24 protein-coding genes and 1 tRNA gene are annotated in these 25,895 nt (G+C 63.2%); 11 read left to right on the forward strand and 14 right to left on the reverse strand.

Annotated features, from left to right (window positions below; genetic code table 11):
• Positions 1-2 precede the first annotated feature (2 nt).
• Positions 3-188 carry a hypothetical protein gene (locus GRS80_RS07255; protein ID WP_149080362.1) on the reverse strand — a complete coding sequence of 62 codons (186 nt, stop codon included), beginning with the start codon at positions 186-188 and terminating at the stop codon, positions 3-5.
• Positions 189-664: 476 nt separating this feature from the next.
• On the opposite strand from GRS80_RS07255, the gene GRS80_RS07260 reads away from it, so the two are divergent.
• Both GRS80_RS07260 and GRS80_RS07265 read left to right on the forward strand, forming a co-directional pair.
• A complete protein-coding gene (locus GRS80_RS07260) occupies positions 665-3,820 on the forward strand; it encodes an adenosylcobalamin-dependent ribonucleoside-diphosphate reductase (RefSeq protein WP_160046954.1) in 3,156 nt (1,051 codons plus the stop codon).
• A 107-nt stretch (positions 3,821-3,927) separates the two neighbouring features.
• The gene (locus GRS80_RS07265) at positions 3,928-4,110 is read left to right on the forward strand and encodes an HVO_2523 family zinc finger protein (protein ID WP_160046955.1); all 183 of its coding nucleotides are present in this window, start codon (positions 3,928-3,930) and stop codon (positions 4,108-4,110) included.
• 182 nt (positions 4,111-4,292) lie between these two features.
• On the opposite strand, the gene GRS80_RS07270 is transcribed toward GRS80_RS07265, so the two are convergent.
• Positions 4,293-5,024: a VTT domain-containing protein gene (locus tag GRS80_RS07270; protein ID WP_160046956.1), complete on the reverse strand. Its 732-nt coding sequence runs from the start codon at positions 5,022-5,024 to the stop codon at positions 4,293-4,295.
• Between the two features lie 102 nt (positions 5,025-5,126).
• Here GRS80_RS07270 and GRS80_RS07275 point away from each other — a divergent pair, with 102 nt between their 5' ends.
• On the forward strand, positions 5,127-5,522 hold the full coding sequence (locus tag GRS80_RS07275) for a DUF5830 family protein (RefSeq protein ID WP_160046957.1): 396 nt from the start codon (positions 5,127-5,129) through the stop codon (positions 5,520-5,522).
• 22 nt (positions 5,523-5,544) lie between these two features.
• Here the strand turns inward: GRS80_RS07275 and GRS80_RS07280 are convergent, their stop codons facing one another.
• A complete protein-coding gene (locus GRS80_RS07280; protein WP_160046958.1) occupies positions 5,545-6,654 on the reverse strand; it encodes a hypothetical protein in 1,110 nt (369 codons plus the stop codon).
• 103 nt (positions 6,655-6,757) lie between these two features.
• Here GRS80_RS07280 and GRS80_RS07285 point away from each other — a divergent pair.
• Positions 6,758-6,910: transfer RNA gene (locus GRS80_RS07285), tRNA-Met, on the forward strand.
• A 397-nt stretch (positions 6,911-7,307) separates the two neighbouring features.
• Here GRS80_RS07285 and GRS80_RS07290 read toward each other — a convergent pair.
• From GRS80_RS07290 to GRS80_RS07310, 5 genes are all read right to left on the reverse strand, one after another.
• Positions 7,308-7,607 (reverse strand): HalOD1 output domain-containing protein, encoded by a 300-nt coding sequence (locus GRS80_RS07290; RefSeq protein ID WP_160046959.1) that lies wholly within the window; start codon positions 7,605-7,607, stop codon positions 7,308-7,310.
• Between the two features lie 114 nt (positions 7,608-7,721).
• Positions 7,722-10,868, reverse strand: a complete 3,147-nt coding sequence (locus GRS80_RS07295) for a GAF domain-containing protein (RefSeq protein WP_160046960.1) — start codon at positions 10,866-10,868, stop codon at positions 7,722-7,724.
• A gap of 147 nt (positions 10,869-11,015) precedes the next feature.
• Entirely contained in the window at positions 11,016-12,698 is a 1,683-nt protein-coding gene (locus GRS80_RS07300) for a gamma-glutamyltransferase family protein (RefSeq protein WP_160046961.1), read from the reverse strand.
• Positions 12,699-12,745: 47 nt separating this feature from the next.
• Positions 12,746-13,807, reverse strand: coding sequence for a site-specific DNA-methyltransferase (locus tag GRS80_RS07305; RefSeq protein ID WP_160046962.1), 1,062 nt, complete (start codon positions 13,805-13,807; stop codon positions 12,746-12,748).
• 98 nt (positions 13,808-13,905) lie between these two features.
• A complete protein-coding gene (locus GRS80_RS07310; RefSeq protein ID WP_160046963.1) occupies positions 13,906-14,481 on the reverse strand; it encodes a hypothetical protein in 576 nt (191 codons plus the stop codon).
• Between the two features lie 320 nt (positions 14,482-14,801).
• Between GRS80_RS07310 and GRS80_RS07315 the strand changes: the two genes are divergently transcribed.
• Positions 14,802-15,446, forward strand: coding sequence for a hypothetical protein (locus GRS80_RS07315; RefSeq protein WP_160046964.1), 645 nt, complete (start codon positions 14,802-14,804; stop codon positions 15,444-15,446).
• Positions 15,447-15,452: 6 nt separating this feature from the next.
• On the opposite strand, the gene GRS80_RS07320 is transcribed toward GRS80_RS07315, so the two are convergent.
• Positions 15,453-16,040 carry an NAD(P)H-dependent oxidoreductase gene (locus GRS80_RS07320; protein WP_160046965.1) on the reverse strand — a complete coding sequence of 196 codons (588 nt, stop codon included), beginning with the start codon at positions 16,038-16,040 and terminating at the stop codon, positions 15,453-15,455.
• Positions 16,041-16,112: 72 nt separating this feature from the next.
• The gene (locus GRS80_RS07325) at positions 16,113-17,048 is read right to left on the reverse strand and encodes an A/G-specific adenine glycosylase (RefSeq protein ID WP_160047002.1); all 936 of its coding nucleotides are present in this window, start codon (positions 17,046-17,048) and stop codon (positions 16,113-16,115) included.
• A gap of 132 nt (positions 17,049-17,180) precedes the next feature.
• On the opposite strand from GRS80_RS07325, the gene GRS80_RS07330 reads away from it, so the two are divergent.
• From GRS80_RS07330 to GRS80_RS07345, 4 genes are all read left to right on the forward strand, one after another.
• A complete protein-coding gene (locus tag GRS80_RS07330; protein ID WP_160046966.1) occupies positions 17,181-18,032 on the forward strand; it encodes a triphosphoribosyl-dephospho-CoA synthase in 852 nt (283 codons plus the stop codon).
• Positions 18,029-18,634: a DUF447 domain-containing protein gene (locus tag GRS80_RS07335; protein ID WP_160046967.1), complete on the forward strand. Its 606-nt coding sequence runs from the start codon at positions 18,029-18,031 to the stop codon at positions 18,632-18,634. Before GRS80_RS07330 ends, GRS80_RS07335 begins: the two co-directional genes overlap by 4 nt.
• A 132-nt stretch (positions 18,635-18,766) precedes the next feature.
• Positions 18,767-19,753, forward strand: a complete 987-nt coding sequence (locus tag GRS80_RS07340; RefSeq protein ID WP_160046968.1) for a hypothetical protein — start codon at positions 18,767-18,769, stop codon at positions 19,751-19,753.
• A 75-nt stretch (positions 19,754-19,828) separates the two neighbouring features.
• Complete coding sequence (locus GRS80_RS07345; protein WP_149083046.1) at positions 19,829-20,020, forward strand: 30S ribosomal protein S17e; 192 nt, start codon at positions 19,829-19,831, stop codon at positions 20,018-20,020.
• 147 nt (positions 20,021-20,167) lie between these two features.
• On the opposite strand, the gene GRS80_RS07350 is transcribed toward GRS80_RS07345, so the two are convergent.
• On the reverse strand, positions 20,168-20,425 hold the full coding sequence (locus GRS80_RS07350; RefSeq protein ID WP_149083045.1) for a hypothetical protein: 258 nt from the start codon (positions 20,423-20,425) through the stop codon (positions 20,168-20,170).
• Positions 20,426-20,665: 240 nt separating this feature from the next.
• Here GRS80_RS07350 and asd point away from each other — a divergent pair, with 240 nt between their 5' ends.
• Positions 20,666-21,700, forward strand: a complete 1,035-nt coding sequence (asd, locus tag GRS80_RS07355) for an aspartate-semialdehyde dehydrogenase (protein WP_160046969.1) — start codon at positions 20,666-20,668, stop codon at positions 21,698-21,700.
• Positions 21,701-21,704: 4 nt separating this feature from the next.
• Here asd and GRS80_RS07360 read toward each other — a convergent pair whose 3' ends face one another.
• Positions 21,705-22,139, reverse strand: a complete 435-nt coding sequence (locus tag GRS80_RS07360) for a universal stress protein (RefSeq protein ID WP_160046970.1) — start codon at positions 22,137-22,139, stop codon at positions 21,705-21,707.
• Between the two features lie 174 nt (positions 22,140-22,313).
• A complete protein-coding gene (locus GRS80_RS07365; protein ID WP_235019662.1) occupies positions 22,314-23,306 on the reverse strand; it encodes a D-2-hydroxyacid dehydrogenase in 993 nt (330 codons plus the stop codon).
• Positions 23,307-23,415: 109 nt separating this feature from the next.
• On the opposite strand from GRS80_RS07365, the gene GRS80_RS07370 reads away from it, so the two are divergent.
• Positions 23,416-24,807 (forward strand): NAD(P)/FAD-dependent oxidoreductase, encoded by a 1,392-nt coding sequence (locus GRS80_RS07370; protein WP_160046971.1) that lies wholly within the window; start codon positions 23,416-23,418, stop codon positions 24,805-24,807.
• Positions 24,808-25,118: 311 nt separating this feature from the next.
• Here the strand turns inward: GRS80_RS07370 and GRS80_RS07375 are convergent, their stop codons facing one another.
• Positions 25,119-25,472 carry a hypothetical protein gene (locus tag GRS80_RS07375; RefSeq protein WP_160046972.1) on the reverse strand — a complete coding sequence of 118 codons (354 nt, stop codon included), beginning with the start codon at positions 25,470-25,472 and terminating at the stop codon, positions 25,119-25,121.
• Positions 25,473-25,895: the final 423 nt, after the last annotated feature.

Consider the following 25,895-nt stretch of genomic DNA (forward strand, 5'->3'; position numbering starts at 1 on the left):
GATCAGCCAAGAGGGAGCAACTCGAGCGTTCCAGTCGCGTACAGCGCCGCGAGGACGACTACGGCGACGATTCCGACGCGAATCGCCAGTTTGATCGCGATCCGAATCGCGATGATGGCGACCGCGATGGCGGCGAGTACTGCCAGGACGAGGAGGATTGCCGTCCCGGACGTCAGTGCTTCGATCATACTTCGTCCCCGTAGCGAAGGGACGTAATCTTTCTGGAAACCGTGACTGAATCGGATGTTGATCGATTTGTGGGAGTACTAGCGTAGTAGAGCGAAGATCGAATATTATTGTCACATGTCAAAATTTTTCGCCATCGTTGCAAAATCCCCTACGAATTGATCGACAGGAAAATAGATCAACAGTCTTTATCACTACCAGATAAATACCTTCCAGAGGTTGATAAATTCATAGAGGGATCTTACGGAAATAGTAAGGACGGATTTAAGTCAAAGGACCGATTAGGTACAGTTACTACTTGATAGAGCCATCTCTAGATACAATCTCTATTGTACTATTACAAGTCCAGCAGTGTAGAACACCATGTTTTATGACCACTCACGGATACCGAACCTTCGTCACGAATGATCAGAGTCAGGACTCGGGCCCACGCCAGAATCGGCCCAGGGCGACGGGACAGCGACGAGGTGACGCGCGCATGAGCGAGCACGAACTCTCCGCGGCGGATCTCACCCTCCCCATCAAGCGCACCGACGGCGACACGCTCGAGGAGCGCTTGACCGGCAACGCCTATCACAACATCCTCCCTGCACGATACCTTCGCAAGGACGCCAACGGCGACCTTATCGAAGAGCAGGAGGACCTCTTCGACCGCGTCGGCAAGAACATCGCGCTCGCCGAAGCCGTCTTCGAAGCGCGCAAACGCGATGTCGAGATCACGGTCACGCCGGATCAGCTCAAGCCCGACCACCCGCGGCGAGACGAACTCGCCGAAGAGGTGTTTGGCGCGGGCACCACCGCGGAAGACAGCGAGGGGTCGGAGACCCCTCGAGCAGACGGCGAAGCCGTCGACGATGCTGAGACGACGCTTTCTATCTACAACGTCAACAAGTTCGCCTACGACACCGTCGTCCCCGAACTTCCCGACGAGATCCGCGACCACGTCGAGTCGGTTGGCGACGAGTTCCAGCGCATGATGGAGAATCTCGATTTCATGCCGAACTCGCCGACCCTGATGAACGCGGGCGACGAACTCCAGCAGCTCTCGGCGTGTTTCGTCGACTCTCCCGACGACGACATCGACGATATCCACCAGACCGCAAAGGAGGCCGCACAGGTCTTCCAGAGCGGCGGCGGCATGGGCTATGCCTTCTGGCGACTGCGCCCCTACGGCGACGCGGTCGGGAGCACCGGCGGCATCGCCTCCGGCCCGATCACGTTCATGCGCACGTACGACCAGATGTGCGAGACGATCGCCCAGGGCGGCGCTCGCCGCGGCGCACAGATGGGCGTCATGCGCGTCTCCCACCCTGACGTCATCCAGTTCATCCACGCCAAGAACAAGGATGTCTCGCTGGCCGAGACGCTTCGCCTGAACGACCCCGACGACTACACGCACACCTCCTTCCAGGACGCGCTCGAGGAGGCCCGCGAACTCATCGACGACGAGGGCCGCGTCCCGAAACACCTGCGCAACGCCGTCGAGGGCCACCTCTCGAATTTCAACATCTCCGTCGGCATCACCGACGACTTCATGGGGGCCCTCAAAGCGGGCGAGGAGTTCACCTTCACGAACCCGCGCACGGAAGAGCCACACATCGCCACCGAGGAGACCAAGGAACTCTACGACATGTTCGGCCTCGGCGAGTACGTCGAGGTCGGCGAAGAGCTGTCGATCCCGGCCGAGGAACTCTGGGACGACATCGTCGAGGGCGCCCACGAAAACGGCGAACCCGGCGTGATCTATCTCGAGCGGGTCAACAAAGAACACTCGTTCGATATTGATAAGCATCCTGAACATAGAATATTAGCGACAAATCCCTGTGGCGAACAGCCGTTGGAGGAGTACGAGGCCTGTAACCTCGGGCACATCAATCTCTCGACGCTCGCGGATCTCGAGGCGCCCGACTGGCGCGTCTGGTACGACGAGCACGGCGACGAGTACGACGACCTCGAGGACGCGGTTGATGCCTTCCTCGGGGAGGCCGTCGACTTCGAGGAGTTCGACCACCGCATCGAGATGGGGACGCGATTCCTCGAGAACGTCGTCACCATGTCGGACTTCCCGGTCGAGAAGATCGAGCAGAAGGTCCGGGAGATGCGCAAGATCGGTCTGGGTATCATGGGCCTGGCGCAGCTGTACATCCAGCTGGGCATGGAGTACGGCAGCGAGGCCTCCAACGAGGTCGCCCGCCAGCTGATGACCCACATCAACCACACCTCGAAGTGGACCTCTCACGAACTCGCCGAAGAGCGAGGCAGCTTCGAGGAGTGGGACAAGTCGAAGTACGCGAACCCGACCGAGTACCGCGAGTGGTTCGAACACCAGACCGGCGAAGACGCCGACGAGTGGGCGGACGGATTCCCGATCCGCAACCACAACACGACGACTATCGCGCCCACGGGCACCACGAGCATGGTCGGCAACACCACCGGCGGCTGTGAGCCGATCTACAACGTCGCCTACTACAAGAACGTCTCCGACGACGTCCAGGGCGACGAGATGTTAGTCGAGTTCGACGACTACTTCCTGCGCGTCTTAGAGGACAACGACATCGACGTCGACGCGGTCAAAGAGGAGGCCCAGGAGCAGATGGCGACCAACCAGTTCAACGGCGTCGAGGGGCTCTCGACGGTCCCAGACGCCATCGGTGAACTGTTCGTCACGACCGGCGACCTCTCGGCGAAAGAACACGCCGGCATTCAGGTCGCCTGTCAGGAAGGCGTCGACTCCGCGATCTCGAAGACCGTCAACGCGCCAAACGACTCCACGCTCACGGACGCCAAGGACGTCTTCGAGTACATCTACGAACACGGCGGCAAGGGCGTCACCTACTACCGCGACGGAACCCGCTCGAAGCAGGTACTGACGACCCGCGCCGACAACGCCGACTTCGCCGACGAGACCGAGGCCGCAGAGGCACTCGTCGAGCAGATCGACGAAATCTTCGGCGGCTTGGAGCAGTTCCTCGAGAGCGAGGAGGTACGAGACGTCCTCTCGGAGGATTTCGAGCCGGTCGTCGGCGGGGAGGACAGCCGGGAGAAACCCGTCCAGGTTGACTTCACAGAAAAGCGCGAGCGACCCGACGCCCTGCAGGGTGTCAGCCAGCGCATCGACACCGGCTACGGCAAGGTCTACGTGACGATCAACGAGGACCCCGAGACCGGCCAACCGTTCGAACTGTTCGCGAACATCGGCCACTCCGGCGGCTTCACGAACTCCTTTACCGAGGCGTTGGCGAAGGTCATCTCGACGTCGCTTCGTTCCGGCGTCGATCCCGAAGAGATCGTCGACGAACTCTGTGGCACCCGCAGCCCGAAAGTCGCCTGGGACAAAGGCGAGCAGATCCAGTCCATCCCGGACGCTATCGGTACTGCAATGCGCCGGTATCTCGCCGACGAGATCGACAAGCCGTACCCGACCCAACAGACCTTAGAGGAGTCTGCAGACGCCGACGGACGCGCCGATCACAAAACCGACGGCGGTGCAGCAACCGCCTCGAGTGACGACGACACGACGCAGGATCTCATCGACGCCGGCGAATCCCCAGAGTGTCCCGACTGCGGTTCGATGTCGCTTTACTTCTCGGAGGGGTGTAAGACCTGCGAGTCCTGTGGCTGGTCGGAGTGCTGATCGACTGAACGCTCCGTTCTGTCTCCGTCTCTCGTTTTGCCCCGATCGTGTTGGGCCACCTCGATCGATCACCAACACTTAGCATACGCCAGCGATAATCGGATCGTATGGCAACCGATCGGATCGACGAAACCGACGCCTGCTCGAGCGAACCCGAGCGTAGCGGTTCCACTGATCGATCGTCAGGTCCAACCTGCCCGTCCTGCGAAATGTTGATGTACAAGCGCCACTGCAAGTACGTCTGCCCCCAACACGGAGTCGTCATCGACTGTAGCGATCCGTTTCTGTGAGACGGGTCGCTACGAGTCGGTACCGATCGATCGCCCGCCGTTGTACGATCGACCGGCAATCATATGGGTTGCTGTCCGTCAGTACCGCCGCGTCCGGGACCCGTTCTCCGGGAGCGGCGAGACACAGGGACAGCAATCCGTATCAGTCATCCCAGACCGTACGAGGAGTTCGATCGGCGTCGTCACCCGTCGGCCGATGGCGTCGACGGCCGCGAATCGATCCGCGAGCGGACCGCGTGGTACGCTGGGCCTGCAAGGAGGAGGGCAGCGGCGAGGCCACAGGCGACCGTCAGTGCGAGTCCAAGTTCGCCGAGTCCGTCCATCGTGATCGTCGCGGCCGACGCGCCGACGACGACCGCGGCAACCGTCCACGGCAGTTCGCCGATTACCGTCCCGACGAGGAGGTGGCGCATTCGAACGCCGCTTGCCGCCGCCGCACACGTCGAAACGTCCGACGGGATCGGCGCCAGCCGAGAGGCCACGACGCCCCGGATCGGGCCAGCCGTCCGATAGTAGCGCGTGATCGCCCCACCGACTCGTTCGAGCGACCCCCACCGAGCGGGACCCATCGGCGTTTCGCGGTCGAGATCACACTCTCTCTTGGGGGCGACCCAACACGCCGCGACGAAGACCGGGGTTACCGTCACGACGACGCCAGCCAGCGCGATCGGAACGCCGAGTACGATACCGTAGCCGTAGCCGACGACGACCGCGAGAGGCGTCGTCGGCCAGGCGAACAACGGTCTGACGAGATAGAGCCCCGCAACGACGAGGCCGAACAAAATCGGGTTCGCCGCGACCGACTCGAGAGAAGAAAGCGCCGCCGCGGGCGACACGAGCAGACCCGCTGCGACGATCGCGCTCACTGCGACCGCTCCGACAACCGCGCGCGTCGACGCCGACGGAATCGACATCGGCCGGAGTTTCGCCTCGAGTACCGAAGCTTTTGTGTCTCGCGTCGCCGGCGTCGGCCGTCGACACAACGTTTAACCGCTCCGGCCCGACACCACCTATCGATGGCCGGAGACGGAAGCGACACCGGGGACGACCGCGATCACCTCGACGATCGGGTGGGCCTCGGATTGGCGCTTCTGGAGCGACTCGAACACGAATCGCTTCCACTTCCCGACGTCGTCGACCGGATCGAGACGGTCACCACGGATCCCGCAGTTACCCGAACGATCCTCGACGAGGCGGAGCTCCGCGGGATCATCGACCGCGAGGACGGGATTGTTCGACCGAAGAGCCGTCAGTACGTCCGGTTCGGGCAAGACGTTGTTACGAAAGAGGGGGAGTTTACCTGCCGACGCTGTGGCTCGAGTCTGTCGACGGGCCACTTCATCGACCTCGAGGCGGGCGAACTCGGCCCGTTCGGGTCGTCGTGTATTCGGAAAGTAACGGGACGGGAGTGAGAATCGGACGACGAGCGAGCGGCTACCGACCGCGGCGGAGTTCGGAGATCAGTTGGTCGATCGTCTCCTGTTGGGCCTCGATGAGTTCGTTCTGACGGTCGATCGCCGCCTCGAGATTCTCGAGACGCTCGAGGACCTCCGGGTCGGGCCCGTCGGTCGCGGGGCGTTCGATCGTCTGCTGGGCCCCACTCTCGCCGGAGCCGGCGGAATCTCCGAAGACGTTTCCGGTCTCGACGGTCGCCGTTCGTTGGTGACTGCCGGCGTCGCCGGACGCAGGCTCCTCACGGGTTCGTGCGGGTTCAGACTCGCCTCGACTCCCGTCGTCACGGTGGTGGCCCGTGTGAGTATCGGCGTTCAGATCGGCCGTCTCCGCCGGCGGTTCCTCCGCTGGCTCGATATCGCGGTCGTCGGGCTCGGGTGGGTTCGCATCGAGCGGGTCGACGCCATCACCGAAGTCCATCGAGGCATCCCCTCGCTCGGCCCCGTCCGCTTCGTCACCGACCCGTTCGTTTAGTTCCTCAAGCGAGGAGACGTCGTGGTAGTCGAACAGCGCCCGTTTGAGCCGTTCCCGAAGATCGTTCGCCTCCTCGTTGGGCGCTTTGATCCGCTGGGGCCGACCGTCGACGACGAGGACGATCTGTGTAGCCACGCTCCCGTCCTCGAACGAGAGGTTGCTTACATCGTCGAACTGATACTCCTCGTAATCTTCGTCCCAGACAGCACCGCCGATGTGTTTGACGAGTCGATCGCTCGTGATGATGATCGTCAGTTCGCTAAACCGGTACGTCTGAACGACCGTTTCGCCGGGTTCCGTGATCCCGTTTCCGTTTAGTACGCCCGCGAGAACGGGATGGAGTGCGGAGTCGGTCTTGCTCGCCGGAACGGAAAATTCGCGACTCCCCTCGAGTGGGTACTCGAGGCTGAACTTGGTCTTTCGCCGACCTTCGGATAGCGTCAGGCGATCCGCGTCGTGTGGAAAATCGTCGACCGACTCGTCGCTCAGCAGTCCTTCGGCGCGATAGACGAGCGTACGCGTTGGCGTGATGAAAAGTGTATCCTCGCCGCCGAGAGAAACTTCCGCTGCAATCTCCTCGTCGTCGAGAGTAGACTGGACGATTCCGGGAACGCTCATATCGCGGTAGTTCGTAAGGGCATGTGATAAATCCGTGGGTCCCCGTTACACGGCCGCGTCGAATGAGAAGCTTAAAGAAACGGACCGCACTACGAGAGAACGAGCCCGGGTGGCTTAGCTGGACATAGCGCCGCACTCATAGGGTTCAGAGATTCGGTGCGGTTTCGCCTTGGAAGCCTCCGTGTCCCTCGAGGACTCTGCCGAGCCTCGGACCTGGGACATGCGGAGATCGAGGGTTCGGAGCCCTCCCCGGGCATTTTCCGATGGAGTCACGGACGTGGTGGGTGACGACGACGTGACTCATACGGATTGCTGTAACACTGTACCGGCGAAACTGTGATCCGTCTGCGGTTTCGGCGGTAACGACGTACAGTAAACCGTCTCAGGAGCGGTGACACCGACGGGGACGAGTCGGTTGGACGTTGGAACGACGATGCGTTGTGGCAACGACTGTCGTCCGTTTCCCCGTCGGATTCCGGTACGCTACCGCCTCCGTATGGGTGTACGCGAGCGGTAAGACGGGGATAAAATCCTCGGAGAACCGGGTTCTCGACGAGATCCCCCTACCCCCGTCTATTCCACTCTTAGATCGGTCAGTACGTAAACCTGTTGGCCGGTGTACGGATCGCCAAAAGTCGGCGTTGGAAACCGATCTACGCTCGCTCGACTCGGATCTCGCCAGTTGCAGTGACTGTTACCAGACACTCGTTGTACTCGAACGCAACCGACCCCTCCGACCGCAGGCCGTTCGCCCGCGGCTCGAAGAGTCGCTCGAGTGCGTCCGCGTTGATCGCGTAGTGGAGCGGGTCGAGTTCGGTGGCGTTCGTGTTACAGAACGTCGCGACCGCGTCCGCGACGGAAACGCTGAGCGGTTCGTCGTCGAGTCGATCGTACTGTACGGAATAGTGGTCCCCCGTATGCGTAGACGGAGACTCCGAAGTTATCTCGTTCATTGGTATAACGTACCCCCAGTACGTGTAGTGGGTAGACGATACCACGTTCGAGGTACCCTGCAAAGAGCCTAATCGTTAACTGTGTAATGTCGAGTGTAGACCAGGGTTAAACAGTTAACCATCATCGGTCTGCAGCCCGTCCCCGAAGAGCGCTTCGAAGAGTTTGCGTTCGGTGGATCGGACGTGTTTGTGAAACGCCGGCGAGGAGATACCGATCGAGTCTGCGATCTCCTCACCAGTCGTCCGTCGTGGCCACTCGAAGAATCCGCTGTGATAGGCGGTCTGGACGACCTCCCGTTGTCGGTCCGTGAGTTGGCCGAGTAACGTGTTTCGACCAGTAGCGCCGAGCGTCGCGGTAATGCGTCCGGACTGTTCCCGACGCGCGGTCAGCGAGACGCAAATATTCTGGCGGTTGAGTGCCGAAACCATCTCGCGAACGTCGATGGTGGCCGGAAGATCGACGACCGCCACCGTCTCCGCCCCGTCGGCAACGAACTTCCGAATCGTTCCGCCGTGATCGGCGACGACCGATCCCAGCGACGGGTTCGAAAGCTCGAGTTGCAACAGGGTTTCGTCGTCGTTCGATGCGAGGACGGCTGCGTCCAGCACCCCTTCGATCTCATCGACTAGCGTCGCAGCCTCTCGGTCGAGTGACGCGTCGACCGAGACGAACACCATCGTCGCGTCGTCCCGAATCGTCGTCCCCTCGAGTTCGGTCCGAGCATTCAGTCGACTCGAGAGTCCTGAGAGGGGCGTTCCGTCGGCGACTTCGAGTTCGATCTCGGTGACATCGTCACCGAGGAGGGCGGTCTTGCGTTTGACCGCGTCGATCGTGTAGGCGATCGTTTCGGCCAGTTCCTCAAGCGTCGACCGAAGGAGTTCGTCGAAGGCAGTCGGTTCGTCCCCGTACAGCGACACCACTCCGTAGAGGAGCCCGTCGTAGACGAGCGGGACGGCGTACACCGACTGGTAGTTCTGGGAGAGTGCCTCTGCGCGCCAGCTACCGTCGTGAACCGAATCCGCGACGTTTTCGACGTACACGGTCCGTTCCGTTTGTGCGGCTCGACCTGCCGGCTCGGCAGCAGAGTCGTCGACCGTCGTCACCGTCGTCGCCTCGAGATAGCCGCGGTCACGGCCCGCGATCGATCGCGTCTCGAGGCGACTCCCGCTCGGGTCGGGCGTTCCGATCCAGACCATCGAGCACGCCTCGAGATCGGCGAGGCTGTCACAGAGTCCGCGTTCGATTTCCTCTCTGGAGTCGGCCATCAAGAGTAGTTGTTCGATTTCTTGACGAATGCGGTTCGTCTCGTTCAGCCGCTCTAGGTGCTCGTTCTGTCGTTTCAGCTCGTGCTCCCGATCGTGGAGCCGCTGGGTCTGACCGATCCGGTCGAAGGCGGTTTCGGCCGTCGTCGCGAACAGCTGTGCGAGTTCGACCGTGTCCCGATCGAATTTCCCCGGTGTCGTCGACGCGGCGACGAACACCCCGTGTTCGCCGAGCGGGATGTAGAGTCCGCTCCGAGCGTCCGTCGATTCGTCGTAGACCACCTCCGAGGTGCGAACGTCGTCGAACACGACAGGGAACCGTGAAACGAACGCGTTCCAGGTGATGCTATCTTCCTGGGGGCGAAGGGATGGTAACACGTCGAAAACGTCCTCGATTCCGGGCGAGTGAGCCGCCGGGACCAGTTCGTTACCCTGCTCGTCGAATCGGTACATCGCACCCTCGAGGTCGAGGACGTCAGACGCGACGTCGACGATGTACTCGCAGGCTGTCTGTTTCGAGTCGACCGACAGCAGGTGACCGGTCGCATCGTGTAGTGCGGACAACGCCTCCTGGGACTGGACCCGACCGGTGACGTCGACGGCGATGCCGATAACCCGATCGACGTCCCCATCGCTCGTTATCGGTCGACACCACGCGTCGAACACCCGGTCCCCGATTCGTCTGAGCGTGTCGACCCGGTGTCCGTCCAGAGCCGCGCGGAAATCGGCTCGAGCAGCCTGGTAGTCATCGAATACCGTAAAGATCGACTCCCCGACGAACTCGTCGGCGTCGACGTCGAGATGATCGAATATCCGTCCCTCGGCGAACGTGACCGTCCCGTTTCCGTCGAGGGCGAACACGCCGACGGGAGCGTTTTCGATCACCGCCTCGAGGCGTTCGGTTCGCTCGTCGAGCTCCCACTCGCGCTCGACGCGCTCGGTGACGTCCCGCCAGTAGATCGAGACACCGGACGGCGACGGATAGATCCGCGCGTCGATCCAGGTGTCGTACGGCTCGAGGTAGGTTTCGACCGACCGGGGTTCCTGTCGGTCCATCGCCTCGAGCGCCACGGACTCGAGTTCCGACCCGTCGAGAGCGGGGAAGACGGATCGGAAATCCCGACCGAGGAGCTCCTCGCGATCCAGGTCGATGTCCTGGATGGCACGGTCGTTGACGTAGGTGAATCGCCACTCCGAGTCGAGCGCACAGAACGCGTCGGTAATGCGGTCGAACGACTCGTCGAGTTCTCGCTCGACGTGGTGGTGTGCAGTCACGTCACGGATCGATCCGACGATTCCCCCCAGCGTCTCGTCGTCGAGGCGGTTAGTAAACGACGCCTCGTAGACCGAACAGCCGTCGACACCGACGGATCGGTACTCGACGGTCGCGCTCGAGCCAGGGCCACGGTGTCGAAGCGACTCGAGCGCCGCCGAAGCCGAGTCCCTGTCGTCCGGGTGAACCGTCTCGACCATCCGACGCCCGGTCGGATCGTCACAGGTCGGACCGCGCCGATCAACGGGCGGAACGAACGTGGCAATTCGGTTCTCGTCGTCGAGGACGACGAGGGTATCCCGGCTCTCCTCGAGGAGTTTCCGGTGCAACTCCGTTCGTTCCGGGAACTCGCGCATCGACGAGCAGTCGATCGCCCGACGAATCCGATGTTCGAACACCGGGGAGGCGAGATCAGCCTCCGAAGCGACGACGTCCGCGACGCCGTCATCGAGGAGTCGATCGAGCTCCCCGCGGTCGAGATCCGAGGACTCGCCGGCGTAGACGATCGGAACGTCCTCGTCGAACTGGGAGAGGACGGCCGGATCGTCCGTGAGCAGACAGTCAGTTCCAGCCACCGATTCGAGTTCGTCGATCCCGTCGACCACCTCGGAGACCGCGAGGGAACTCTCCTCGAGCGCGACCGTCACAGCCCGTATCCGCTCCGACGATCCGACGACGGAAACGCGGGGTTCTGGCCGACCCGATGGCTCGAGACTGCGGTTCATACCTCCGCTGTGTTCTGCGAAAGTAAAAACCTCGCGTCGATTTTGGCTCCGCACTCGTCACACGCGTCGTCAAGGGTGACGCACATCGCTCCTGGCACAACCGTAGCCAGTCTACGGGTACACCGTCTGCCGGTAGAGGGTCTCCGCTCAGTAGCCGATCGCGGTGCCGTCTTTTCGAGGTTCGGTCGCGCCCGAGAGTACGCCATTCCGTCGCCGAACGATCTGACCACCGCCGAACATCACCGGCGGCATGACGCTCACGTCGTGGCCGATCCGAGCGAGTTTCGCCGCGTTCGTCAGCCGTTCCTCCACGCCGAGCGCGCCGTCCTCACGGTAGCGCCACCGGGGCGCATCGAGCGCCGCCTGGAGGTCCATTCCGTAGTCGACGACGTTCGAAAGCACCTGGACGTGACCCTGTGGTTGCATGTATCCGCCCATCACACCGAACGCCAGCCAGTCGTCCGCACCGAGTCTCGTGAGTGCCGGAACGAGGGTATGGAACGGCCGTTTTCCGGGCTCGAGGCTGTTCGGATGGTTCGAGTCGAGCGAGAACGACGCGCCGCGGTTCTGGAGGGCGATTCCGGTGTCGCCGGCCACCAGTCCGCTTCCGAAGCCCGCGAACCGCGAGTTGATGTAGGAGACGAGGTTCCCCTCCTCGTCGCCGACGGTCAACAGGACCGTATCGGCGTCCTCCGCGTTCGCGTTCGGAACGCCGACGTCGGGGTCGGCGATCGGTGTCGGTCCGATCGCTCTGGCGCGCTCGCGGGCATACTCTGTCGAGGCCAGCGGCGGGATGGACTCGTAGTCGGGGTCCGTGACGTAGTGGTGGCCGTCGACGAACGCGAGTTTGGTCGCCTCGGCGAACGCGTGGACCCGTTCCGGCGACTCGTAGGCGTGATCGCCGGCACCGATCTCCTCGGCGATGTTCAGCGCCTCGAGGGCGATCAGCCCCTGGTTGTTCGGCGGGAGTTCGTACACCTCCGCGCCGTTGTACGTGGTCGTGACGGGATCGACGAACTCGGGCTCGAATTCCGCGAGGTCCTCGTGAGTCAGGAACCCGCCCGCCGACTGCACCTCCTCGACGATCGCCTCGGCGATCTCGCCCTCGTAGACGACGTCCGCGCCTCGCTCGGCGATCGTCCGGAGTGACCGTCCGAGTCGGGAGAGCCTGACGGTCTGGCCCGGGTCCGGACTCTCGCCGTCGAACAGGTACGCCTCGCGTGCGTTCTCGTCGGTGAACAGTTCCTCTGCCCCCGCCCAGTAGTGAGCGATCACCGGTGAGACGGGAAACCCCTCGAGTGCGTACTCGATCGCAGGTTCGAGGACTTCGGCGAGCGAGAGTCGTCCCAGCTCCTCGATCGTCGTCTCCCAGCCACGGGCCGTTCCGGGGACGGTCACTGCGTGAGGTCCCAGGAACGGCATTCCGAGATCGTCCGCACTCCCCTCCCCGTCGACGGCGTATCCGCGCGATTCGGGGTAGTACTGACCGGGGTTGGCGGCCGCCTCGAGTGCATCACGGACGCGCTCGATCGTCGCCCCGGTCGGCGCGCCACCGCACGATCGCAGGGCACCGACCTCGCCGTCGGCAGTTCGGTAGAGCGCGAAGACGTCGCCCCCGAGCCCCGTCGAAGTCGGTTCGACGACGTTCAACGCGGCCGCGGTCGCTACGGCGGCGTCGAAGGCGTTTCCACCGTCGCGAAGAATCGAGACGCCCGCCTGGGCCGCGAGCGGTTGGCTGGTCGCGACCATACCGCGATTCGCGTACGCCGTCGAGCGCCTCGAGTCGAACCGATCGAGACCGATTCCGTCGTCTCCGAAATCGAGTTCCATAGCGCAACACGTGCGCGAACGATCAAAAAACGCTAGTCAGAACACGATCACTCGTCGCCGTCCGAAAGCGGTTCGTGTTCGACCCGATACCCGTCCGCGACGGTTTCGATCGATTCGACCTCGCGAAGCCGGATGGATCGCTCCATCTTGGTGACGACCGACGTGTCGTAGTACTCCGCGTCGTATTCGAGCGTCGACCCCTCCGCACGATACTCCTCGACGAACGACCGATGAGCCTCGAGTCGCGCCCGGCCGATCGACCGGGAGATCCCCGGCACGTCGTCGATCTGGCGGTCAAACGCCTCGAGAAACGCCTCCTCGAGTTCGTAGCCGACCGACCCCCTCCCGGCACACATCGCGGCGAGCGTCGTCGTCCCGGTCCCCCAGAACGGATCGAGGACGGTATCGCCGTAGGCCGAGTACATACAGATCAGCCGGTAGGGTATCTCGAAGGGGTAGGCCGCGGACCGTTCTCGCAACTCCTCGCTTCCCTCGAACTCGAGCGTCTGGAGTTCACCGCGGACGTCAGTCCAGACGTCGGTGAACCACCGATTTCGTTCCTCCCAGAAGTACGCGGCCTCGTACCGGCGATCCGCGCGCGGTTCGAAACTCCGACTCTCCTTTCCGTTCCGGAAGACGAGAACGTACTCGTGTTCCAGCGTGACGTAGGCGTTCGGCGGTAACGTTCCGCTACCCATGAACTTCGCCGCGCTGTTCGTCGGCTTTCGCCAGAGGACGTCGGGAAGCGGATCGAACCCACGTGACTCGAACGCCTCGAGCACGCGGGCGTGGTTCGGGTACACCCTGAAACTATCGTCTATCGAACGCGTCGCGTCGCCGACGTTGATACACGCGATACCGCCGTCGACCAGCACCCGCTCGAGTTCGTCCCAGACGCGATCGAGCTGGGCGTGCATCGCCTCGAACGCCACGCGACCGTCCCCCGACTCGAGGGCGTCGCCGACCGCCGGATCGAGGTCGGCAAAGAGGTCGTCCCACATCTCGATCATGGGATACGGTGGGGACGTAACGACGAGTTCGACGGAGTCGTCGGCAACGGCAGAGAGATCTCGGGAGTCGCCGACGAAGACGCGGTGAATCGTCTCCATTGGATTCACACTGTCGGCGTCGCCCCCTTAGCTCCTTCGTAGCGAGATGGAGAATCAGCCGGCCGATTCGCGGGTATCTCTCCGATGCTTGTTCCGGACTACTCTTCGTCGGCGTCCGCTTCGGTTTCGCCCTCGTCACCGCCTTCGGTTCCCGTTTCCGACTCCGATTCCGCATCGCTCTCGTCGGCCTCTGACTCGTCGGCCGTTCCGACGCTCGTCGCCGGTTCGAACTCCTCGATCGGCTCCCACTCCTCGTCCTCTGACTCGGAGAGTCGCCGCCGCAAGATCGCGATTCCGGCCACGGCTCCGAGGACGAGCAGGAGTTTCGGGAGACGACTCGAGGAGCCCTCGCTCTCGGTCTCCTCGTCGATCTCGATCTGCTCTTCCGGGCTCTCGGATTCCGCTACGACGTCCTCGATGATCTCGGGTTCCTCGATGTCCTCGAACGATGGCTCCTCGAGGTCCGGGCCGTATCGCCCGGCCAGATAGCCAATCGTCGCACCGAGGCCGAACCCCGCGCCGACGAGCGAAAGCGGTCCACCCGTCGGTCGCTCGTCGGCCCCGTCGACCGCCTCGAGAATGGAGTCGCGCAGGGGCGTGTCGAGTCCTTTTTCTACGGCCTCTTTGACGATGAGCTCGGACAGCGTTTTGTCCTGTTGTTCCGTTTCGGGCATAATCCGCCACGACCACATCACCATACATAGTTCTGTCCAACGTTTCGGCGTGTTCTCACGCTCGTCCCGGCGTTATGGCGACGTTTCTCAGCAGTTCCGAACCGAGTACCGTCGTTCTGTGTCGATACCCGCCGCGAAATCTGCACACGAGGTCCGGGTATCAGCTCCAACGCACGGCGACTTGAGGCTGTGACAGTTCAGTTTCGAGCCATCGATAACCCAGGAAACATACTGTTAACCGACTATATACTCACGAACCGCAGGCATTCAGCCCGAGTAATGTCTCGCATAACGAAACCGTTCCTGTGTGAGTAACTGCCATGAGCGTTATTCGCCAGCCCGGCGTCCTCGGCCGAACCACGCGGAGACGCGTCGTCGGTGTCGGCGTCGCGTTCGTCGCTGCCGCGGTCGAAACGCTCGCAGTGGGCGTCTGGTTTCTCCTCCTCGTTGGTTCTCCGTCGACGTCGACCGCACTCGCCGGGCTCGGGATACTGTTCTGTGGAGCCTTAGTCAGAACCGGGCTGTTCGGCGTCGCCACGAGTGAGCTGTCCGAACTGATCAAGCCGTGGCGTCTGGGCGCCGCACTCGCGATGACAACCAGCTGGGTCGTCTGGCTGTTCGTCGCCCAGACGGTCGGCGGCCCGGTCGGCCTCGCCGCTGGGACGCTCGTCCTCGGCGGCGCACTCCTCGTGCAGTTTCTCTTCGAACGGTACGTGTTCCGACTCCGTCCACCCGCCCGGCTCGAGCTCACACCAATCCTGTCTGCAACGTTGCTGGCCCTGGGCGGCGCGACGCTTCTCGCGTCGGTCTGGTTCGTCGATCTCGCCGTCGTCTCGCCGCCGATTTCGGTCGATACCACGACCGTCGTCGTCCGAATCGAGGCCGTCCAGATCGCCGTCGTCGTCTTCGGAGTGCTCGCGTTCGTCGCCCACCAGCGACGGTGCCAGCGTCTGCTCCGGTCGTAGTCCCGATCACTTCCCCGCCGCACCCACGTTCTGGTCGCTCTCGAAAGAGTCCGGATCCGGCTCGATCGCCGCGTACTGTACCGTCTGCCGCCCGAGCGTCGCGATTCGATCCTCGAGACTCGGATCGGCGAACGAGCCGTCCTCGAGCGCCGAGTTGGAGTTCGCCACCGCGGCCTGGTGGGGGATCACCCACGCGTTCAACGACCGACAGACCGACCGCAGGTGCTCGAGTGCGGTCACCGGGAACGCCCCACCCGAGACGGCGAGCAGACCGACCGTCGTCTCCTCGAACTCCTCGAATCCGCAGTAATCGAGCGCGGTCTTCAGCGGCGAGGCGTACGAGCCGTGGTACATCGGTGAGCCGAGGATTACCGCGTCGGCAGACCGCAACCGGGCGGCGAGCGCTTCCGCGTCGCCGGCCACGTCGCGCTCGCGATCCGGATCGAACGGCGGAAGGTCGTACTCCCTGAGATCGAGCAGTTCGGCGTTTGCCCCCGATCGATCGGCCGCCTCGAGTGCCCGCCCGAGGGCGACGCGGGTGACGCTTCCCTCGCGAAGACTACCACAGATTCCGACGACAGTGACGTCAGCCATGGTCGATCCACGGCCTACACGGACAAATGGATTCGTTCCGGCCGACGTGGTTGGACAGCGAGTCGAAACGGCTCACCGACGGAGCCGGGCAACCGTATCGCCATCCCGCTTCCCCACCTCGACCAGTCCGTCATCTTCGAGGTCCGAAAGCAGTTCCTCGAGCCACCTGCGCCCGTACTCGCCGTCCGGAGCGTAGTCGACGCGGATTCGGTGTCCCAGCGTATCGAGTTCGAGTTCGTCGTACTCCCGGAGCGTCCCGATCACGCGGCCCCGAAACTGGCGGCGACTACCCTCGAAGCTCGGCTGGGTGGGGACGTCCGGCGCGGTAAAGTCGCCGCTCGCGTAGGCACCACACCACTCACGCCAGGGACAACCGGCCTCGTCACAGCGAGGTGTCTGTCCGCAGGCGACGCCGCCGAGTTCCATGATCGCGTTGTTCCAGACCCGCGACCGGCCCGCCGGGAGCAGGTCGTTTGCGGCCTCCTCGAACGCCGTGTCGTCGTCCGGAACGTCGAACGCGCGGTGACAGACCCGCTTGACGTTCGTATCGACCACCGCATCGCCGGCGTTGAACGCGAAACTCGCCACTGCGTTCGCGGTGTAGGGGCCGACACCCATCAGCTCCTCGAGCTCCGCGGGCGTCTCCGGAAACTCGCCGTCGTACGTCGTTTCGATCTGGGCGGCCGCTTCGTGGAGGTACTTCGCCCGGTTGTTGTAGCCGAGGCTGTGGTCCGTCCAGAAGCCGACCACATCGGCCCGGTCGGCCGCCGCGAGTTCGGCCGTCGTCGGCCAGCGTTCGACGAACTCCGCCCAGGCCTCGACGACCCGACCGAGTTGGGTCTGCTGGCTCATCACCTCGCTGACGAGAATCGCGTACGGATCGTCGGTCCGTCGCCACGGAAACGCCCGGTGGTCGTCCTCGTACCACGAGATCAGCGCCTCCCGAACCGCCTCGAGGTCCTCGGGGAGACCCCACGCGCCGTCCGTCTCCTCGGCTTCGCCGGTCATCGACGGCCGTTGGGGCGGCGTCCGTTTAGCCATGATGATTCGAGAATATCGGCAATCGGCCCAAATCGGTGACGATCCAGACGCCCACGCGAGAACCCTACCTCTAAGCCCCCCGAACCCGCATCGACGCACATGCGACCGCCGGCACAGAACGCGGAACTGGCGCTTCTCCTCGAGGTCGCGGGCACGCCTAAACCGGGCAACGTCGACCGTCGACGCGACCTCGAGGAGCTACGATTCGAGCACTTCCTCGCGGGCGCAGTCGGTGCTCGGGACGGCCTCGAGATGGCAGCCGACGGCGCGTCGGTCGGCGCGGCGTTCGAGCGAGCCGTCGGGGGAATGGCCGCCCAGGGAGGCGACAACACGCAGTTCGGCGCGTTGTTGTTACTCGTCCCGCTCGTTCGAGCCGCGCGTAACGAGCTCTCACAGCCGGTCGTCGAATCCGTCGTCGAGGGGACGACCGTCGCCGACGCGGCGGCGTTCTATCGGGCGTTCGAGCACGTCGACGTCTTCGTCTCGGACCCGCCCGCGGAGATGGAGCCCCTCGACGTCCGGCGTGGGTCCGACGCGGTCCCGGTCCTCGAAGAACGCGGGCTGACGCTGTTCGACGTTCTCGATCGCAGCGTCCCCGGCGACGACGTCGCACGCGAGTGGACCCGCGGCTTCGAACGCTCGTTTCTCGCCGCACAGCGACTCGCCGACGCCAGCGGGACACCCTCCGAGCGGACGGCGTCGGTCTTCCTCTCCCTGCTCGCCGACCGGCCCGATACCCTGGTCGTCAAACGCCACGGAGAGGCCACCGCACGCGAGGTCATCGACCGCGCGGCCGAACTTCACGAGCGCGACGCCCTCGAGACGGATCCCGACGCCGTCGACGCCTTGGCGGACGATCTCGTCGGTCGAGGCGTCAACCCCGGGACGACGGCCGACGTTACCGCTGCCGGACTGTTCATCGCCCTGGAGCGCGAACGCCTGGAGATATGACCGACGATCCGGCCGGCGCCGCGGGTGACGACGAACGGGTCGCGGACTGGCCGGTCGCGCTGTCTGGGGTCACCGAATCCGTCGTGACCACGCTCGGCCCGAATGGTCGATGGAACGCCGCTGCACTCGGACTGTTCGCCGGCGATCCCGTCACCGCGAGGACCTGGGGAAACACCCGAACGAAGCGAAACTTCCACCGCCGCGGTGAGGGCTACGTTCAGTTCGTCGACGATCCCGTCGTCTTCACCGACGCCGCGCTCTCTCGCTACGAGGTCGACGAGCCGATCCTTGGGGAGGCAAACGCCTGGGCCAGGGTGACAGCCGAGTCGATCGAGACAGGAACCGACGACGGGACCGAGTGGGAACAATGGACGCTCGAGCCCGTCGACTCGACGGTCGTCAGAACCGAGGTCCCGACGATCGACCGCGGGTTCGCCGCCGTCGTCGAGGCGACGGTCGCCGCGTCGCGGCTCGGCGTCGACGGCTACGACGAGTCGACCCTCCGCGACCGGCTCGCCCACTACGCCTCGGTCGTCGACCGCGCCGGCGGTCCGCGCGAACGCGAGGCCCTCGAACGCGTCCGCGAACACTCGAACTGGTGACAGTCGCGTGGCCTTCTCGCCCGCGATCGGCGAAAACGTCATCCGTGAGCCGGTGGGTCGGAAACTCGTCGCGGGCCCGACTCGAAAGCCACCCGAGAGTTTATATCAGAAGGCGGGGCCAGGACCGGCCACATGGTACTCCACTTCAGACGCGCGACGGCCGTGTTCCTCCGGACGATGCCGTTCGTGTTCCTCCGAATGGGCGTCGGCATCCTCCTCGGGATCGTCTCGGTTCTCTACTTCGGGACCGTCCTCTGGCTCGGCTTTCGACTCCTCGAGTCCGGGTCGATCTCCGGTCCAATCGCAGGAGTCGGGCTGTTGCTCTCCGTGGGCGTGTTCGTCGCCGGGTGGCGGCTGTTCAGCCGGTACGTGCTGTATCTGGTCAAAGCCGGACACATCGCGGTCATCGCTCATGCCGTCGAGACGGGCGAGGTGCCGCCCAATCAGCTGCGGTTCGGGAAGGACCGAGTCGCCGAACACTTCGCCGAAGCGAGCGTCCTCTTTGCCATCGATCAGGCGATTAAGACGGTGATCAACCAGTTCAACGACGGCGTCGTCTCGCTTGCGAGCATCGCTTCGCTCGTCCCCGCACTCCGAACGTTGATCCGCCTGATCGGAAAAGCGATCGCGATCGCCTCCTCGTACATCGACGAGGCGATCATCGCCTACATGTTCACCAACCCGGAGAAAAACGCCTGGAACGCAGCCAAAGACGGCGTCGTCCTCTACGGGAAAAACTGGAAACCGGTACTCGGTACCACCCTAGTGATCGTCCTCGGCATGTACGTGACGGGCATTCTCCTCCTGTTGGCACTCTCGCCGGTCGCGAACCTGTTGAGCGGCCTCTCGTCGACGGTCGAACTGGCGAGTTGGGCACTCCTCGTCGGACTGTTTCTGACAGTCTACGTCGGCCTCCTCAAACCGTGGGTGAAGACCGTCGTCATCACGACCTTCCTCGTCGAATCCCGTGATTCGACGCCGGACAGCGCGACCGTCAATCGGATCGCCGACCGATCCGAGAAGTTCTCGGAGCTCGTGAGCAAGGCCGAAGACGAACGCCCGGAAGAACGTCCCCACGATCCCGATCCGACGCCGGTCGCGGGTGCGAACGCTCGATGACGGTGAATCGCCGGATTCGGACACCGCCCGGGCCAAGAGAAAGGGATTAAGAGCCTCTGGACGGAACTTCCCCTTATGGCAATCAAACCGGCCTACGTCAAGAAGACCGGGAACCTCCTCCTGGAGCGGTACCCGGACGCGTTCACGACCGACTTCGAACAGAACAAAGAGAGCGTCTCGAAGCTCACCAACGTCGAATCGAAAGGCGTTCGAAACCGCATCGCCGGCTACGTCACCCGGAAGAAAAGCGCTCAGGTTCCCGCGTAGATCGACCGTTTGTTACTCGCGTTCGAGCCCTCAAGCTACTGGATTCGCGTTCACTCGGAGAAACGTCCGTCATACGGTCTGCTGTCCGTCAGTTCCGGTGCGGTCGCGATCAGTCCTGTGGTCCCAACGGCAAATCGGGAGAGCGGATCAGTGGTCGAATCCTGGCTCCATGTAGGCCGCCGCGACGAGTGCGATGAAGGCGACGAACATCGAGATCATAAATCCGGACAGGCCGTTGACGATGTTCATCTCCGTCCCGACGAGCAGGAGTTCCTCACCCTGGTAACCCGTCCAGGCGAACACCACTGCGACGAGGACGCTGAGGCCAGACAACGCCGCGGCTGCGATACTGAACCGCGTTTCGAACAATCCAACCTCACTCGCGTTCGTCGACGTACTGGTCATCGGTCCCACCCCGAGCGGCCGCCGGCCGTAACCGATCGAAGCGCACTCTCCTGGGAGTCGCGTTCGGACTGGAGTTCTCGCTGTTGCATCGTACGTTAGGTCTCACCCGGTTTTCTTAATCTCTTCTATCCACCTCGGCCCCACCCCAGTATCGTGAACTCGACGTCGACAATCACGGGTAGAATGTCGTGTCGACGGAAACCCAAACGGTTTTGCGGACCCGTCCCCGAATAGCGGAAAATGGCAGTACGAGTAGGCGTACTCGGTGCAACCGGTGCCGTTGGACAACGACTGATTCAGCTTCTCGAGCCGCATCCGGAGTTCGAAATCGCCGCCCTGACAGCGAGCGAGTCGAGCGCCGGTAAGACGTACGAACAGGCGGCCAAGTGGCGCGTGAATAGCCCGATCCCCGACGACATCGCGGAGATGACCGTCACGGCGACGGAACCAGACGCCGTCCCCGACGACGTCGACCTCCTCTTCTCGTCGCTTCCCTCGAGCGTCGGTGCCGAGGTCGAACCACCGTTTTGCGAGGACGGCTACGTCGTCTCGTCGAACTCCTCGAACAGCCGAATGGCCGACGACGTCCCGCTTATCATCCCCGAGGTCAACGCCGACCACCTCGACTTACTCGAGGTCCAACGCGACGAACGCGGCTGGGACGGGGCACTCGTCAAGAACCCCAACTGTTCGACCATCACGTTCGTCCCGACGCTCGCCGCACTCGCCGAGTTCGGCCTCGAGACGGTCCACGTCGCGACTCTTCAGGCGGTCTCGGGTGCCGGCTACGACGGCGTCACCTCGATGGAGATCATCGACAACGCCATCCCCTACATCGGGAGCGAGGAGGACAAACTCGAGACCGAATCGCGCAAGCTACTGGGCGAGTTCGACGGCGCTTCTCTCTCGCAGGACGGCGTCGAGGTCGCCGCCTCCTGTAACCGCATTCCGACGATCGATGGCCACCTCGAGAACGTCTGGGTCGAAACCGAAGAGGAACTGACGGTCGAGGACGCGAAAACCGCGATGACGGAGTACCCCTCGATCGGTCTCCGTTCGTCGCCCGACCAATTCATCCACGTCTTCGACGATCCCGACCGCCCACAACCCCGGATGGATCGAACGATCGGTGACGGGATGGCGATCGCCGCGGGCGGACTCCGCGACTCGACGTTCGGACTCCAGTACAACTGCCTCGCGCACAATACGATCCGCGGTGCCGCCGGCGCGAGCGTCCTGAACGGAGAACTGTTGCTCGAGAACGGCTACCTCTAACAAACTACTCGGACGTCGTCTGGGGCAACGCGACGACTGGAACGGCCGCTTCTTTGACCATTCGTCTCGCGACGTCCCCCGTGAGTAACTCCGCGAGCCGATTGCCCTCGCGCGGATTGAAAACGACCGCGTCCGCGTCTCGTTGTCGTGCTTCATCGAAGATCGTCTCGACGACGTCCGTCCCGTAGAGCGTCTCCGCCTCGACCGTCGCCGGTGAGTCCCGCAACGCTGCCTGTGCACGATCGAAGATCTCCTCGGCGTACTCCTCGCGCTGTCCCATCGGTGCCTTGTCGATCCCGCCGCCGGCCTTTTCGATGACGTTGACGACGACGACCGTACTCGCCGACCCGAGGTGTTGCTCAAGCCCTCGCGTCGTCCGCTCGCCGTCGTCCGGATCCGCGACGGGGACGATCACCGTCCCGTCGAACGTAAGTGTCATGGCGACTCACCCGCGGTCGGCCACAAGAGGTGTCCGGACTGTTCGCTCGGAACGTAGACGATCGGTAACGTCGTCATCACTCCGTCGTTCGGCCCAGCGCGTCAAAAAGGTGTGCGGGAACGGTCCGACGTGGCGATCCGCCGATCGACCGGGACAGACGCATAGCGGATCGTATCAGAGACGAACGCGATTCTTCAACTCGCCGCCGGAGCCATCCGCCTCGAACCTGCGCGCGTTTTCCGCGACGATGTCGGCCAGTCGGTCGTAGTACTCCGGCGTGTGTCCCGCGTTGTGTGGCGTTATCTGAACGTTCCCGAAGTTCCACAACGGATGGTCCTCGGGGAGCGGCTCCGGATCGGTGACGTCCAGGGACGCGCTCCGGATCCAGTTCGACCGAAGCGCATCCACCAGCGCGTCGGTGTCGATCACCGGCCCACGTGCGATGTTGACAATCGTCGCGTTCGGATCGATCGTCACCAGGGCCTCGCGGTCGACGAGCCCCCGCGTCGTCTCGGTCAGCGGACACGCGAGTACCAGGTAATCGGTCCGGGCGAGCGCCTCGTGGAACGGTCCCTCCTCGAACCCGATCACCTCGTCCGTCGGCCCGCCTTTCTCCGGCGAGTACCGGACGCCGATCGTCTCGACGCCGAACGGTTCCAGGCGCGTACAGACCGCACGTCCGATCGCACCCATACCGACCACCGTCACGGTCGATCCCTGGAGTTCGTGAGCCTGGTAGTGGCGCCACTCCCGGCGCCGCTGACGGCGTGTCGCCACGTGAAACCGCCGGGTCGACCAGAGAATCGCGCCGAGGACGTGTTCGCCGATGTTCGGTCCGTGCACGCCCGAGGCGTTCGTCACCGCGACCTCGTGCTCCTCGAGGCGGTCGAGCGGCAGATGACCGGTTCCCGCGTACGCACACGCGAACACCTCGAGGTTCTCGGCGACCTCCAAAAGGTCGTCCTCGAGAACCATTCCCGTCACGAACGCGGCGTGTCGAATCGCCTCGCGTTCTTCGGACGGCGTTCGGGCAAGCCGAATCGTTCGATCGGGCAATCGATCGCGGAGCGCATCGGCGTACCGTTCGATCGGAATGCCGTGGGTTCCCTTTCGAAGAACCAGCACGTCCGCGGCGTCATCGGCCATATCGCTACCGTAGTCCGTCATGTGCGTTCACTCGAAGCGATAGCTCAAAAGCGTTCGTCCCGATAAGGACGTCATCCTCCTCGACGCGAATTTCATGCGGTTTAATACGGTGGCCGACCGCCCACGCTGTATGGAACGCGTTGACGTCGCGATCGTCGGCGGGGGACCCGCAGGTGCCTGCGCGGCCGAACGAGCCGCCAGCCACGACGCCGAGACGGTCCTCTTCGAGCAGGGAGTCCCGCGGGAGGATCGGGACGGACCGGGTCCGGATTCGACCGACGCGGCCGGCATGCTCGACTACTGGATCGACATCATGGACTTCGATTACCGGGAGATCCCGGACGAGATCATCCACCGCGAACTCGAGGGGACCACGTTCATCGGTCCGGAGAGCCAGGTCGAGTTGAAAACGACAGGTATCGATGCTAACTACCCGGAGTTCGGCTACACGTTTCACCGCGCACGGATGGACGACTGGCTCCACGAGCGCGCAACCGACGCCGGTGCCGACCTCCGAATCGGGACCGCAGTCACCGACCTCGAGACCGATCTCCGCGCCTCGAGCCCGAACGGTCCGACTCACACGCTAACGCTCTCGAACGGCGACCAACTCGAGGCACAGTACGTCGTCCTCGCCGACGGGCCCCAGCGGCGAATCACCCTCGACGCACTCGATCAGTTCACCGCACCTGGCCGAAGCGTCTCCGAGTACCTCTCCCCGCCCGAAGCGAATCACATCGCCTACCAGGAGTATCGGGAGTTTCCGCCGGAACTGTTCGCCGAGTTCGAGAACCAACTCAAATTCTGGTGGGGGTACATGCCCGGCGAAACCGCCTATCCCTGGATCTTCCCGAACGACGGGACGGTCGCCCGCGTCGGACTGACGATGCCCATCGGGATGCAACTCGAGGACGTCGACAATCCTGGCTCGTACAAACTCCTTGAGCCAACCGACGACAGTATTCCGTCCGGCTCCGAATACATTACCCGGCTCCTCGAACGCGAGTACGGCGACGAGTACGACGTCGAAACGGACATCCCGATCGTCGAAGACCGTGGGAAATCGAAGGGGACCGAAACGTATCCCATCTCCTCGACACGACCGATCGACTCCCCCGTCGGCGCGAACATCGCCGTCGCTGGGGGTGCAATGGGGACGACTTCGGCATTTCACGAGGGAGGCTACCACGTCGCCGTCCGCACCGGCAAGATCGCTGGCCGACTCGCCGCGACCGATTCCCTCGAGAACTACAACGATCGCTGGAAGCACGCGATCGGCGACGAGATTCTCCGGAACGTCTCCTTTGCCGACATCGTTGCCGACTACGAACCCGACGACTGGAACTGGGCGTTCGACGTTATCAACGACATGCAAGGCAACAGCGCCGAGAACGTCTTGATCTCGAAACGCTACTCCGCCGGTCTTGACGCCACGAAGATCGTCGCCGCCTACAAGCGACGAAAGTTCAACTACCGCGCCGGCCGATACGTCCAGCTCGCCGAAGACGACTACTTTTACTAACTGAAGACGAACGTTCACGAAGCGACTCGGCACAGCACGACACGAGTATCGATATGTCGTCACTGAAAACGTTAAACGTCTCTCACCCGTAGCCGTACGTGCGTGCCTTTAGTCCCCGTCCGAGCAAACCCATTCGGGTGCAATGACAGCACGGCGAACCCGGGCACGCGACAGCGCCGGGGTGCGCGACGAATCCCCCGCCCGGCACGAGGGTTAGCCAGCCGACGCGGCACGCCGCCACGGGATGAGGCTGGACGTTAGTGTTCCGGGCGACACCTTTCGTACTCACGTGTCGACGACTACAACCGTGGCTACCGGTTTTCCGTGAGCTCTGTCGATGACGATCCCCCCTCGAGTTCCGTCCGCTTGCTCCGCTCGATCGTCTCCCGGGCCGGGTCGAACCTATCCGTCGTCTCCACGGTTCCGTTCGCTCGCTCGTAGTCGATTACCCCGACACCCGCCAACCGCGGCAGATGATCGTGGATCAACGAGATCGTCACGTTGTCTTCGTCCGGTTTGTCCTGCTCTCGACGAGTAACCACTCGAGCCAGTTCTTTCACTGTCGTCTCCTCGACTTCGTTAAGATGGTACAACACGTATCGACACCGCGTCTCCGATAACATATCGTACACCGAATCGAGGAACATCCCTTCCCAATTGTCCATACACCGGCTCTTGACACACAGCCGAATAAGACTCGTTCCAAAAATGTTTGGGAGCCAAAACATCTCTCCTGTTTCGAACCGCCAACTCGAGTCTTGGAACCGACTCGAGAATAAAGAGTCACTTCGAAAAGAGAGGTTTATCGTGAGAGTAACCGCTGATACGGTCTGCGATGACTGATTTCCGGTCGATCGCACGCCGGTCTGCGATCGACCGGTAACGACTCATCGCGGTCCGTATGAATACGTGATCGTAAAGACGTCAACACCATAACCAATCTCCACCCAACTCAAAAAACTACCCCCACCCCGCAATGATACTTACCCTATCACCGACAGCTACTGCTGTCGCTGATAGGGTGAAATGAAAGTATGAAAGGGGCGGCGAATCCACGTTCCCAGAGGGTCTCCCACTCCAGTAGTTGC

It is taken from the genome of Natrialba sp. INN-245 (assembly GCF_009807105.1).
GTDB lineage: Archaea > Halobacteriota > Halobacteria > Halobacteriales > Natrialbaceae > Natrarchaeobius > Natrarchaeobius swarupiae.